Source organism: Deminuibacter soli, assembly GCF_003412455.1.
Lineage (GTDB): Bacteria > Bacteroidota > Bacteroidia > Chitinophagales > Chitinophagaceae > Deminuibacter > Deminuibacter soli.
This window is the reverse complement of sequence record NZ_QTJU01000006.1, coordinates 86,684-100,968: the sequence shown is the minus strand read 5'-3', so window position 1 is coordinate 100,968 and position 14,285 is coordinate 86,684. Positions and strand designations below refer to the sequence as shown.

At 48.1% G+C, this 14,285-nt stretch carries 5 protein-coding genes; 1 reads left to right on the top strand and 4 read right to left on the bottom strand.

The window, feature by feature from the left end; genetic code table 11:
• Positions 1-77 precede the first annotated feature (77 nt).
• Complete coding sequence (locus DXN05_RS16330; protein WP_116848346.1) at positions 78-4,859, top strand: RecQ family ATP-dependent DNA helicase; 4,782 nt, start codon at positions 78-80, stop codon at positions 4,857-4,859.
• A gap of 52 nt (positions 4,860-4,911) precedes the next feature.
• Here the strand turns inward: DXN05_RS16330 and purL are convergent, their stop codons facing one another.
• From purL to DXN05_RS16310, 4 genes are all read right to left on the bottom strand, one after another.
• The gene (purL, locus tag DXN05_RS16325; RefSeq protein WP_116848345.1) at positions 4,912-8,583 is read right to left on the bottom strand and encodes a phosphoribosylformylglycinamidine synthase; all 3,672 of its coding nucleotides are present in this window, start codon (positions 8,581-8,583) and stop codon (positions 4,912-4,914) included.
• Positions 8,584-8,857: 274 nt separating this feature from the next.
• On the bottom strand, positions 8,858-9,472 hold the full coding sequence (locus tag DXN05_RS16320; protein ID WP_116848344.1) for an immunity protein Imm33 domain-containing protein: 615 nt from the start codon (positions 9,470-9,472) through the stop codon (positions 8,858-8,860).
• The gene (locus tag DXN05_RS24955) at positions 9,472-13,296 is read right to left on the bottom strand and encodes an eCIS core domain-containing protein (RefSeq protein WP_211330081.1); all 3,825 of its coding nucleotides are present in this window, start codon (positions 13,294-13,296) and stop codon (positions 9,472-9,474) included. The genes DXN05_RS16320 and DXN05_RS24955 overlap by 1 nt, the downstream gene beginning before the upstream one ends.
• Positions 13,297-13,598: 302 nt before the next feature.
• Positions 13,599-14,084 carry a hypothetical protein gene (locus DXN05_RS16310; protein ID WP_116848343.1) on the bottom strand — a complete coding sequence of 162 codons (486 nt, stop codon included), beginning with the start codon at positions 14,082-14,084 and terminating at the stop codon, positions 13,599-13,601.
• Between the last annotated feature and the right edge of the window lie 201 nt (positions 14,085-14,285).

The window sequence follows — 14,285 nt, the reverse complement described above, 5'->3', positions numbered from 1 at the left end:
AGTATTGCTAATATTCATAATGATTCTTGAAAAAATGCATTGTTTTCATTATTTTTTATAGCTATATGTTATAATCTATGAAATCAATTGCTTTTATTGACCTTGAAGTAGATTTCAATACAAAAAAGGTACTTGATGCCGGTGCCGTAAAAGAGCAGGAAAATGTTTTTCACTCCAGATCTTTGCATGCGCTTGCTGCATTTCTACAAACGGCCGATTTTATTTGCGGCCATAATATATTCCATCACGACTTTCATTATCTGGGCGAGGTTGCTGCTGTAATAGATGCCAATAATATTATTGACACCTTGTATTTGTCTCCATTGCTGTTCCCATTGCGGCCTTATCATAAACTACTGAAAGATGAAAAATTGCAATCGGATGAGTTGAATAATCCCGTTGCAGATGCAAAAAAAGCCAGGGAGCTTTTTTGGGATGAAGTAACTGCGTTTAAGGAATATGATGAAACAATGAAGCAGGTTTTATATTGCTTGCTACATCAACAAAAAGCATTTCAGGCCTTCTTTCGTTTTGTGGATTACACATGTTCGGATAATGATGTAGAACAATTAATCCGGGATAAGTTTCGCATGTTTGTTTGTGAAAATGCAGACTTGTCAAAAATGATCCGGGAGGCGCCGGTTGAGTTGGCTTATTGTTTATCATTGATACATGTGCAAAGCCGGTATTCTATTGCGCCGCGCTGGGTGTCGAAAAATTATCCTGCTGTTGAAACAATAATGTACCAGTTACGGAACAGGGCCTGCTTGCCTGGTTGCATTTATTGCAACGGTGCGCTGGATGTTCACAAGGCATTGAAACGTTTTTTTGATTATGATGCATACAGGACTTATGCAGATGAGCCCTTGCAGGAGGCGTCAGTAAAAGCAGCAGTTGACGGAAAGTCGATTCTGGCAATATTTCCAACAGGTGGGGGAAAATCATTAACATTCCAGGTGCCGGCACTACTATGTGGGGAAACAGTTAAAGGGCTAACAGTGGTTATTTCACCATTGCAATCATTAATGAAAGACCAGGTTGATAACCTGCTTGCGAGTGGTATTACAGAAGCGGTTACAATTAATGGTCTTATCAATCCATTGGAAAGGGAGCAAGCCATTGCACGGGTGGAAGATGGGTCGGTTTCTATATTGTATATATCACCGGAATCACTACGGTTGAAAACAATTGAGCGGCTGTTATTGGGTAGAAAAATCAGCCGTTTTGTAATTGATGAAGCGCATTGCTTTTCTTCATGGGGACATGATTTCCGGGTAGACTACCTGTACATTGCTGACTTTATTAAAATGTTGCAACAAAAGAAAAATATTGCTGAAAGTATTCCTGTTTCGTGTTTTACAGCTACAGCAAAACCCAATGTAATAGCTGATATCAAAACATATTTTAAAGAGAAGTTGTCTATTGAGTTCACCGTATTCCACTCCAGCGTGTCGCGAACCAATTTGCAATACCATGTTTGGGAGAAAAAAGATGATGATGAAAAATACCTTGCTGCAAGGGAATTGATATTGGCGAATAATTGTCCAACGATTGTTTATGTTTCACGAACAAAAAAGGCATTGGATATCGCCAAACGGTTGTTTGAAGATGGAATTGAAGCAAGGGCGTTTCATGGAAAAATGGATACGAGCGAAAAGGTGGCTAACCAGAATGATTTTAAATTAGGGGCATTAGCTGTCATTGTGGCTACTTCTGCTTTTGGTATGGGGGTAGACAAAAAGGATGTGAAACTGGTGATTCACTATGATATATCAGATTCATTGGAGAATTACGTGCAGGAGGCAGGAAGGGCAGGGCGCGATGAAAGTATAACTGCCAACTGCTTTATACTTTTTAACGAGGAAGATTTGAATAAACATTTTATACTGCTGAACCAGACGAGATTGTCAATGAGTGAAATTCAGCAGGTGTGGTCGGCGGTTAAAGCTGTTACAACGTACCGCCTTGCTTTTTCCAATTCTCCGCTAGAGATTGCCAGGAAAGCAGGGTGGAAGGAAGACGTTGTAGATATTGAAACCCGTGTATTAAATGCTATTGCCGCACTGGAAGATGCTGGTTATGTGAAACGTGGACAAAATATGCCTCGTGTATTTGCTAATGGCATCCTTACCAAAACTGCCCGGGAAGCCATCGATAGAATTACCCTGTCTGAAAGGTTTAATGAAAAGCAAAAAGAGCAAGCGGCCCGGATAATCCGGTCTCTTTTTTCGAGCAAAAGAAGGAACAGAAATAGCGAAGATGAAGCAGAAGCGCGCATCGACTACATATCTGATCACATGGGTATCCCGAAAGAAGAGGTGATTAATATTGTGAACCTGTTGCGCGAAGAGAAAATTCTTGCTGATACAAAAGACCTGAATGCTTTTATTGGCAAAAATGGAATAAGTGAGACGCTTGTTAAAACATTCAGGGCAATTGAACAGTTTTTGCTGACCATATTTAGTGAAGAGAAAAGAGTATATCATTTTAAGAAACTTAATGAAGAAGCAAAAAAAAGAGATGTGGCGAATGTCACACCTGCAAGACTTAAAACAATTATTTATTTGTGGGAAATTAGTAAGCTGATTAAGCGGGAACATCGCGGGGATGCGCGGTTACAGGCTACTGTTGCATTGACCGAACCGGTATCGCAGCTGAAGGCAAAGCTCGAAAAAAGGCATCTGCTGGTGCGTTTTATTATAGGGTACCTGCAACAGAAAGTTACACAGCAAGAGCCTGTTGTAAAAGATGAAAAGGCTACCATGGTGGAATTTTCTGTACACGAATTGAAAGAGCAATATGAACAACAGGCAGGTATTTTCAATGATACAGTTATAGATGATGTTGAAGATGCACTGATTTACCTGTCAAAAATTGAGGCCATAAGTATTGAAGGTGGTTTCCTCGTACTTTATAACCGGATGACAATAGAGCGACTGGAAAACGATAAAAGCAGGCGTTACAAGAAAGAGGATTACAAAAAACTGGATCAGTTTTATAACAGTAAAATTCAGCAGATTCATATTGTAGGTGAGTATGCAAAACGAATGCTTACTGATCAGGAAACTGCACAGCGGTTTGTAGATGATTATTTCAGGATAAATTATAGTGCTTTCCTTGATAAGTACTTTAAAGGGTCCCGCAAGGATGAAATCAGGCTGCCTGTAACACCGGCTAAATTCAAGCAGCTGTTTGGTGACCTTTCAAAGGTGCAGTCAGAAATTGTACATGACCAGGCCGGTTTTATGCTCGTAGCAGCTGGTCCGGGCAGTGGAAAAACCAAGGTACTGGTGCATAAGCTTGCTTCATTGCTTTTGATGGAGGAGGTGAAATACGAACAATTGCTGATGCTTACGTTTTCCAGGGCGGCGGCTACTGAATTCAAAAAAAAGCTGACAGCACTTATTGGCGGAGCCAGCAAGTATGTTGACATAAAAACGTTTCATTCATACTGTTTTGATCTGCTGGGTGAAACCGGGCGTGCTGAACAGTTTGCCACTGTGATCAGTGATGCTATTGAAAAAATAAATAAGGGGGAAATTGAAGCGAGCCAGATTGCCAAAACTGTATTGGTAGTTGATGAAGCGCAAGATATGTCTGCAGCCGAATACAGGCTAATCAGCACATTGCAAAAGGAAAATCCAAAGATGCGGGTAATACTGGTTGGAGATGATGATCAGAATATCTACGAGTTCAGGGGGTCGAGTTCGGAATATATGCGCCATTTCGGCGTTGAAAATAATATTGTTTCTTATGAATTGGTTGAGAACTACAGGAGTAAAGCCAATATCACCGCATTTGCAAATGCTTTCGTGCAAACCATACAACGGCGAATTAAAAGCCAGTCTTTGATCGCCAATCAGAAAGACAATGGCGCAATAAGAGTGATCCGTTATACTGACAGGCAGCTGGTGACGCCATTGGTTAACGATGTGCTGTCTTCAGATTTATGCGGCACCACAGCTGTGCTTACCAATTCGAATGAAGAAGCTCTGAAGGTTGTTGCATTGCTTTGTACAAATGGGCGGAATGCAAAACTTATACAGGAAGGAGATTGCATCAATAACCTGGGCGACCTAATTGAAATGCGCTATTTTACTGATATGTTGGGCGATGATACCAAAAAGATCAGCAGCGGGCACTGGGAAAAAGCAAAGAAGGCTTTTATGCAAAGGTTTTATAACAGCTCGCAGCTTGAATTGTGCAGTAAGATCATCAGTGATTTTGAGGTTACCAACAAGCAGCAAATGTATAGGTCAGACCTGGAGATATTTATCCGTGAATCTGCTATTGAAGATTTTCTCGAACCGGGCAATGACCGGATTATTGTATCTACCATTCACAAAGCAAAAGGGAAGGAGTTTGATAATGTATTTATATTGTTAAATAATATCGTATTGGACAACGATGAGGTTAAGCGCAAAATATATGTGGGTATTACACGTGCCAAAAACTGTTTAACCATTCATTACAACGGTGATTATTTCGATCATATTAAAGCGGAGAACCTGGTGTGCACAAAAGATGATAATGTTTACAGCGAGCCGGTTGAAATAGTAATACAGCTGGGGCTTACAGGTGTTTACCTGGGTTATTTTACGGGTATCCAGCATTTGACTGACGGGCTGTACAGCGGCCAGGTATTAAGCGTAAGTGATGTTGATTGTTTTAACGGGAACGGCGAAGCTGTTGTCAGGTTTTCAAAAAAGACCATGGCAGAGATTGGAAACCAGTATGCACATGGGTATGAGTTGAAATATGCAAAGATTGGTTTCCTGGTGTATTGGGAGAATAAGGAAACAAATGTGGAATACAAGATTGTTTTGCCCGAACTGCATTTTTCTAAAACGGGGCATTAAAAAAACCGCCCCGGTTTTAATCGGGGCGGCTTTGCATTTATATCAGTTCTTGTTATTTAGCAGTATGCTCAATCCATTTCCTGGCGTTAACAAAGGCTTCCATCCAGGGAGATACTTCGTCTTTGCGGCCCTGTGGATAGTTGGCCCAATGCCACTGGAACAAAGAACGTTCAAGGTGTGGCATGGTTACCAGGTGACGGCCGGTTGTATCACACATCATCGCTGTATGGTAATCAGAGCCATTCGGATTGGCGGGGTAACCTTCGTAGGCATATTTCGCAACAATCTGGTATTGGTCTTCTGCATACGGTAAGCTAAACCTGCCTTCACCATGCGATACCCAAACACCCAGCGTAGCGCCTGCCAGGGTAGACAGCATCACGGAATTGTTCTGCGGTATGGTGAGCGAAGTAAAGATGCTTTCGTGTTTGCGGCTTTCGTTGTGCAGCATTTTTGGCTTCTCTGCATGATCGGTGTTGATTAAACCCAGCTCAATAAACAACTGGCAGCCATTACAGATACCAACAGAAAGCGTGTCTTCGCGCTTAAAGAAGTTCTCCAGCGCAATACGTGCCTTGTCGTTGTATAAGAATGCACCTGCCCAGCCTTTCGCAGAGCCCAGTACATCTGAGTTGGAGAAACCACCCACCGCACCGAGGAACTGGATGTCTTCCAGTGTTTCGCGGCCGGTGATTAAATCAGTCATGTGCACGTCTTTTACATCAAAACCTGCGAGGTACATGGCGTTGGCCAGTTCTCTTTCCGAATTGCTGCCTTTTTCCCTGAGAATGGCCGCCTTCGGTCTTGGTTTGGTTGCATCGATCACCGGTTTTTTACCATCGAACTGTGCGGGGAACTGGTATTTCAATACCTGGTTCTTATAGTTGTCGTAACGTTCTTTCGCTTTTACTTTACCGCTCTGCTGCTGATCAAGCAGGTACGAGGTTTTAAACCAGGTATCTCTCAGTTCATCAATGGCAAAGCTATAGCTGCTGCCGTTGTGCTGAATGGTGAGCGTTGCTGTTTCAGTAACCGTACCTATTTTGTGGAAGGTAATGCCTGCTGCGTTCAGCACTGCTTCTGCGCCTGCATCTGCCTGGAATACGATGCCTGCATTTTCTGCAAACAATGTTTTAATAATGTCATCACTGCCCAGTGCAGACAAATCGAGCTGTGCGCCGAGGTTCCTGTCTGCAAAACACATTTCGAGCAGGGTGGTGATGAGGCCACCGCTCGCCACATCATGACCAGCCTGTATTTTACCGGCTTTGATTAACTGCTGTATGGTATTGAATACATTCTTCAGCTGTGCAGCATCCTGTACATCCGGTGTTTCGTCACCAATTTTGTTGCGTATCTGCGCAAAAGAAGAACCGCCGAGTTTGAAACCACCGGTGGTAAGGTTGATATAATAAACCGCACCACCATTTTTCTGCAGTACGGGTTCTACCACGGCTGTAATATCATCACAATGGCCGGCTGCTGAAATGATAACGGTACCCGGTGCAATTACTTCGCTGCCGGCGTATTTCTGTTTCATTGACAGGGAATCTTTACCGGTAGGTATGTTGATGCCCAGTGCAATGGCGAAATCAGAACAGGCTTTTACTGCCTGGTACAAACGGGCGTCTTCACCTTCGTTTTTACAGGCCCACATCCAGTTGGCTGAAAGCGATACGCTCTTCAGACCGTCTTTTAAAGGCGCCCATACAATGTTGGTGAGTGATTCTGCAATGGCGTTACGGCTGCCGGCTGCTGCATCAATCAGTGCGGCAACAGGTGCATGACCTACAGATGTGGCAATACCATGTTTGCCCTGGAAATCGAGTGCCATTACGCCGCAGTTGTTCAACGGCAGCTGCAGCGGGCCTGCGCATTGCTGTTTGGCAACACGGCCGCCTACACAGCGGTCTACTTTATTGGTTAACCAGTCTTTCGATGCCACGGCTTCCAGCTGCAATACCTGCTCCAGGTACTGGTGCAGCTGACCGGTTTTGTAGGTAACGGGCTGGTATTTCCTGTTGATGGTTTTGTCTTCCATCACCACTTTGGGTGAGCGGCCGAACATATCTTTCAGCTCAAGATCTATGGGTTTTACATCTTTGCTGGAAGAAGCAAAAGAGAAATGATGATCACCGGTAACATCACCCACGGTGTACATGGGACTGCGTTCGCGATCGGCTATTTTCTTCAGCAGGTCGATGTGTTGCTGGCCAATAACCAGGCCCATGCGCTCCTGCGATTCGTTGCCGATGATTTCCTTCGCAGACAGGGTAGGGTCGCCAACGGGCAGCTTGTCGAGGTCGATGCGGCCGCCGGTATCTTCTACCAGTTCAGAGAGACAGTTTAAATGTCCGCCTGCACCGTGGTCGTGAATAGAGATGATGGAATTGGTATCGTTTTCTACCATACCGCGAACGGTATTGGCTGCTCTTTTCTGCATTTCGGGGTTAGAGCGCTGAATGGCGTTCAGCTCAATGCCTGAGCCAAAAGCGCCGGTATCTGCAGAAGATACGGCTGCACCACCCATACCAATGCGGTAGTTGTCGCCGCCGAGTATTACAATCTTATCGCCTTCTTTGGGTTTCTGTTTCTGTGCCTGGTCGGCCTTGCCATAACCAATACCGCCTGCGAGCATAATTACTTTATCGAAGCCCAGTGTTCTGCCATCTTCCTCGTGTTCGAAGGTGAGCACAGAACCGGTAATGAGGGGCTGGCCGAATTTGTTACCGAAATCGGTGGCGCCGTTGGAGGCTTTGATAAGGATGTCCATGGGCGTCTGGTACAGCCATTGTCTTTCCTTCGTGCCTTTTTCCCATTCGCGGTTTTCTTCAAGCCTGGAAAGAGCGGTCATGTACACCGCGGTACCAGCCAGCGGCAAAGAACCCTGGCCGCCTGCGAGCCTGTCCCTGATTTCACCGCCGGAGCCTGTTGCTGCGCCGTTAAATGGTTCAACCGTAGTAGGGAAGTTGTGTGTTTCGGCTTTCAGGGAAATAACGGAATCGAAATCCCTGATCTCGTAGTATTCCGGTACATCAGGCCTTTTAGGGGCGAACTGCTGTACTTTGGGGCCTTTTAAAAAAGCCACATTGTCTTTGTAGGCAGAGACAATATCGTTGGGGTTTTCTTCTGATGTTTTACGGATGAGTTTGAACAAAGAGGTGGGTTGTGCTTCACCATCGATGACAAAGGTTCCGTTGAATATTTTATGACGGCAGTGTTCTGAGTTTACCTGTGAGAAACCGAACACTTCAGAATCGGTGAGTTTGCGGCCCAGCTTTTCAGACAGCTGGTTCAGGTAATCTACCTCTTCGGTGCTGAGGGATAAGCCTTCCTGTTTGTTGTAGGCTGCGATATCGCTTATTTCGAGTACCGGCTCGGGCTGAATATTGATGGTAAAGATGGCCTGGCCTAGCGTGTCGTATTTCTGGAACAGCATATGATCGTAACCATCGGCATCTGCCTGCACGGGCTCAAATTCTTCAATACGGAGGATGCCCTGGATATCCATGTTCTGGGTAATTTCCACGGCATTGGTGCTCCAGGGCGTAATCATGGTTGCCCTTGGACCAACAAAGAAACCGGTTACTGTTGTTGCTGACTTGCATTGTGCGCCTCCGAAGAGCCAGCTTAATTTTTCTGTATCGGCTGGCGTGAGGTCTCGGTTTATTTGTACAGCATAAACCTTTGCGGACGGAATTTCGAAGAAGTAAATCCTGTTCATATATGGCCGCAAAGGTATCCAAAAATGCTAAATGATGCGCCTCGTTAATGAAATGTGAAAGCGGGTTCGATGGTTTAATTGCTTAAGTGCCTGATTGTTTTTATGTTTTAAGGTTTGAGGTTTAATGTTTTGCCTGTGGCTGTGTCCCCACAGCCACCTTCGCACTAAACCAAGCGGCTGTGAAGACACAGCCGCGGGCGGGGCAAGGAAAAATTCGCTAAGATCACTCTCCAAGGGAGCCCTTTGGACACGACTGCCGACTGACGATTCACGTTCACGCCTGCACCCGGTGCATCTCCCCATTCCCATCCATCACTGCCTCTATAACGTCGCCGGTGAAAGATACGCGGAAGCCGGGGGGCAGGGTCATTACATCGAGTAAGGCGTAGCGCTGGTTAAAGACTTCATAAATGCTGAGCAGGTCTATTTCTGACATAGGCCTGTCTTTCGGTTCGCCGTACAGGCCGATGTACCAGCCAGAATCTTCGGCATCCACCGGTTCTTCACGTACCAGGTAAATATGATCCTGCTGCAGGCAGCCTTTGGCTACGCCTATTTTATCACTGAAGCGGATATCTACCGGGCTAACACCCAGCTGCTCCAGCAGGGCGGCCTGGCCTTTCAGTACCTGCAGGGTATTGTCTACAAAGGGCATCACGCTGGTAAAGGGATCACCGGCGAAATAGGGCTCGCATACATGCAGCTCGCCGTTGAAGTCGCGCAGGGTTAACAGTGACCAGCCAAATTGTATGGTGGTGCCGTTTTGTACCGGCGGACCGGCTGCATCGAGTTGTTCAATGGCATCAAGCAACGATTCGGCCTGGGGCGATAGTGCTTCCCCGCAATCGGCCACCACCACCCAGCTGCCTATTTTACGTTGGTGTTTCATTATTCTTTCAGTCTTTCTTTGATCGCTTTTTCTACAGCTAATTTAGCCACATTTTCTGCCTGTATCAGTTGTTTTCTGATAGCCGGGTCAATAGGGCCGGCTTCCTGCAAACCTTCGTATTCGGCCCAGGAGCGGTCGCGCTTGCCAAAGTTTACAGATGGGTCAATACCCATAATGTTTTCGCGCAGCGTTAGTATCTCGATCTGCTGTGTGCGCGAAAGCCTGTTAAAGCCGGGCAACTTCATGATTTTGGCTACCGGGTAAATATGGTCAGGACTTAACACTGATACCGGTTTGTTATACACCGGGTCAATAGGCTGCCTGGTAGCCGGGTCCATCTTCGCTTTCTGCGCCACATAATCATTCAGCTCTTTGGGGCGTGCGGCCTTTCTCAGGTCTTCCTGCACATCTTCGGGTATGGCACTGGAGCGTTCTATTTCCTGCTGCAGTTCTACTTCTGCTGCCTTAATTTTTGCATTCAGCACAGCGTGCTCATCCTGCAGTGGCCGCAGTGCATCTTTCGCTTTGCCGATCCGGTCATTCAGCTTGTCTAGTTTCTCCTGCTGGGCGGCTCTTGCATCACCTTTCAGGTTTGGCATCTTCCTCGATTCCGTATCGAGTTTTTTCATCAGCTGACTGAGATCATCCTGTTTGGCCTTCAGGTTTACTTCCAGTTCGGTGCGTTGCTTTTGCAGGGTATCCCTCTTCGCCGCAAAGGCTTCCCGTTTGGGAACAGAGGCTTCCAGTTGTGCCTGTGCTTCCAGCTGGCGCGCGTCAGATTCTGCCTGCCTGGCCACTTTCTGCGTATCGGTAGCCGCGGTGAGTGCCTGTTTGGCGCTGTCGTCTGTTTGTTTGGCCATGTCTGCCGCGTCCTGTGCGTCTTTTGCTGCTGCGGTGGCCGTTACTTCGTCTGGTGTGCCCTGCGCCTTCTTGGCGGCAGCCTGCGCGGCTTTCAGTTTCTTATTCGCTTCTGTTAAAGCTTCTTTGGATTGTCGTGCGTTTTCCTTCGCCGCTGCAACATTCGCGTCTGCTGCTTCTACCTTGCCAATCGCATCCTTCAGCTCTGTCTGAAACTCTTTTACGGTTTCCTGCAGTTTCTGCGCGTGCAGTTCTTCCGGCGTAGGCGGTTTGGCAGGTGTGTCGCCGGGTGTAGCGGGTTTGCCTGCTGCGCCTTCCTTGTTTTCACCCGTGCCTGTTGCGGGTTTTGCAGTGCCGGTTTCATCTGCAGGTGTTTTGCCTGCACCGGGTTCGTTGGCTGTTGCCGGTTTGGCTGGTGCAGGCGGCACTTCCTCAGCAGGGGCTTTGCCTGCAGCAGCAGGTTTATTGCCTGGCTCGTCTGCCGCGGTTTTGGGTTTAATGGGTGTTACTTCATCAGCAGCAGGTGGTTTGGCTGGTACGGTTTCTTTGCTGCCAGTACTGTCTGCCGGTTTGGGCTGCGGTGGCGGAATATCGGCTGCCGTTGCTTTAGGCGCAGCAGGTGGCGGGGCAGTGGTATCTGCCGGTGCCTTAGCCGGTGGCACTTCGTTGGTGGCTGCAGGTTTGGGGGGCTGCGGTATGGTGGCTTCGGCAGGTGGTTTTGCCGGCGTTACTGTATCTGCAGGTGGTTTAATGGCCGGCGGTAGCTGTGCTGTTCCTGTTTTACCTGCAGGCGGCAGTACGGGTGGTTCCTGAACAGCAGGTGCCTTGGGCAGTACAGGTGCGGGTGCAGCGGTGGTTGCAGGTGGCGGCGCTGCCTTGGCCGGTGCACCTGTGCTGCCGCCACTGGCTGCGGCAGGCCTGGGTGTGGGTGCTGCGGCGGCTGTGGGGGCCGGTTTGGTGGTTGTTGCGGCCTTGCCATGTCCATAACCGGAGATGGCGCCGTTGAGTATATCCAGGAAGGTGCTTTTGGGATCAAGCATTTGTATGGTCAGCTGGTCTGTAAAGCTGGCCCAGGTTACGTTGTTATCTCCCTTTAGCCTTGCGTAAACATTGTTCACTGCCACCGTAAATGCGGCCGATGCCTTACCTGCAATCACGCTCTGCACAATATTGGCCACTACGTATTTGCCCAGGCTTTGTGCTGCGGGGTTTTGGCCAATAATGCGGGCCGCAACACCTTCGCCTACCTTACCGCCAAATTTGCTGAGGATAAGTGTTACCACTGCATCTACCGCAAGCTGGCCCCAGTCTACCTTATCGCCGTAATACACCTTCATGCCTGCCTCACCCAGTTTACCTACCATGGGTGCCCAGGTGGCAATGGCGCCCGCAGTAGCAGCGCTGCCGCCCACGGCTTCTGCTGATAACACGCCTGCTGCCAGTCCGCCCGATGCAATGGTGGCAAGTATACCAAGCGCAATAAAGGATGCATCCCTGGTGTATTCCAGTACCGTAATGGTGGTTTCACCTACCGAGATGATATCCTGCCAGTACATCTGGTACATGGTTTTGGCACTGGTGGCAGCTGCTTCGCTATCGGCCATAAGGCTGGCAGCCACGGCATAGTTTTTATCTGCAAGTGCTTTCTGTGCTGCTTTTGCCAGCGACCGCGCGCGCCCCACTTCTATGTGTAAAAACGGACCGGGATCTTTGATACGGCCAATGGTTTTTACTATGTTGGAAACAATCCAGTGTTCTTTGTCAATGGCAGACTGGTTATTGTACCCATCTTCCGCATAATCAGCCTTGCTGCCGGTTTGCCTGATACCATCCCTGATAGCTGCGGTAATTTTTCCATTGGCATCATCCACATCTTTCTGTGAAAGGTTCTTTGTTTCACCGTCTATCTCAATCGTGTACAAACCACTGCCTACCTGCTTTACACTTTGTATAAGCTGGATGGTATTCACCAGCCGCTCTTTATCATTGCCACCTTTTACCGATGGTATCAGCGGGTTCCTGGGTGCTTTGGAAACCGAGTGCCGCCTGAAGGCTTCTGCTTCCAGCCGGTCAAGTGCCTGTACCAGCCGTTCTGTATCGGGATCGCTTGTTTTGGCCCGCTTCACCAGCTCGCCCTGCAGCAGCCGTACTTCGCGTTCCAGTTCTGCATCGCTGAGTGCGGCAGGGTTTAATGTTTTGATCATCGATTCGGCATCGCGCACCAGTCCCGGGGCACTGGCACCTGCAACAGCTACCGGCCCGATGCCTTGCGTAACAGCCGTTGCCGCATTGTCTGCGTCCTGCTCCAGTGAATTGCCCGGCATAACCGAAGGCAGGTTCTGCGCACCGCGTCCCTGCTGCACTACATGACTTAATTCATGCGCCAGCAAATGCCTGCCCTGTGTGGTGGAGGGGGCATATTGTCCTGAATTGAATACAATGTTTTGCCCAACCGTATAAGCGCGTGCGTTTACTGCTTGTGCCGATGCCTCTGCCTTTGCATTGGTATGCACACGCACATTGCCAAAGCTGTGGCCAAAGCGTGGCTCAAAAAATGAGCGGGTGGCAGGTGCCAGTGGTTCGCCCGGTTGCGACACCACATTTTGCACCACCGGCGGTGCTGTGGTAACCGGTGTGGTGGCAGGTGATAACGGCTTTAGTTGTATGGGAGGCACATAACAGCGCGATGCTGCGGCAGGTGTTGTTTCCCGCTCTTTTTTATCAGCAGCATCATCCTGTTCCTTGTTATCGCTTGTTTCTTTTGTTGCACGTGCGGCGGTTGCGGCAAATACCGGTACCTGGCCAAAATTGTGCTGCACATGCGTTTGTGCGGCAGCCTTGCCTGCCTGCGGAGGTGGTATGTGCCGGTTATTGTGCGCAGTAAAGCGCTCTTTGTCTTTCGCCTCCGCACTGTGCGTGGCAGGTGCAGCTGGCAAATGAGCCGGTGTTTTTTGTGAGGCAGCCATGCGTGCTTGTCTTTGTGTTAACAGATACAGGATGCGCATCCTGGTTTAAACCGCTTATAACAGCTGTCGCTGCCGTAAGCCCATGTGCAAACAGTAATATACCGGGGAGTGCTGACGTGCATGTGAAAGGCAGCGCCGCCAAGCCTGTATTGCTTCGCCGTGCGCCTGTTAACACAAAATAGTAAACGAATGGTAGAAATCAAAATCAGCTTTTAGCGGTTAGCTGATAGCATTTAATTTGTGGCCGCTTAACCGCTTGCGGTGGTAACGCTCCCTCTGCCGGCATGGGCATCATGAAGGCATCAGTTCAACCCTGTAAACACACTATAGAAACATACGATTTCTTCGCCCTGGCCAAAGCTGAAACGCTTGAAGGCTTTTACAATCGGGTCTACCACGTAGCCGTTGGGCAGCTGTACAATAATATCGGTGGCGCCGGTTTCGGGAACGCCGATGGCATGGGGCGTGGTCCACTTGCCTTTGTTGTTGCGTACCATTACTTCACCGGTATAACAACCTGCCGTGAAAATAACTTCTGCAAAATCATTCACGGTAAATCCCTCATTGCTGAACTGCAGTAAAAAAGCATCTACAAACCGCAATGATTTTACCGAGTAGTCCAGCTCAATGTTCATGTTTTGTTTGATGAAAGTGGCGAACTGTATCGCGAAGAGTTTCCCGTTTGCCGGGGATAGTTTATACCGCAGTTTCAGGTCGCGCGTAGGCAAAGGGTTTTTGCCATTGTCAACCCGCCTGAAGCGGTGCAGCAGTTTTCTGAAGAATGACATGGGTAACGGAGTTGATGAATGTGCCGGTGGCAGCAGTCGGTTTTCACTAACAATATACTCATAAAAAAGCAGAAAAAATAGTCCCCCAAGGCAGGCAAATTCCGGGGCTGCCACATGACAAATGCAACCCCTGTTTGACCATATCAAACCTGTCTGTGTGTATACGCCAGTTACCAGGTAGGGTACAAGATAAGTGATCAG

Excerpts from the sequence above, each read along its gene's own strand:
- DXN05_RS16330 (WP_116848346.1), top strand. The coding sequence starts at position 78 with ATGAAATCAATTGCTTTTATTGACCTTGAAGTAGATTTCAATACAAAA.
- purL (WP_116848345.1), bottom strand. The coding sequence starts at position 8,583 with ATGAACAGGATTTACTTCTTCGAAATTCCGTCCGCAAAGGTTTATGCT.
- DXN05_RS16320 (WP_116848344.1), bottom strand. The coding sequence starts at position 9,472 with ATGAAACACCAACGTAAAATAGGCAGCTGGGTGGTGGTGGCCGATTGC.
- DXN05_RS24955 (WP_211330081.1), bottom strand. The coding sequence starts at position 13,296 with ATGGCTGCCTCACAAAAAACACCGGCTCATTTGCCAGCTGCACCTGCC.
- DXN05_RS16310 (WP_116848343.1), bottom strand. The coding sequence starts at position 14,084 with ATGTCATTCTTCAGAAAACTGCTGCACCGCTTCAGGCGGGTTGACAAT.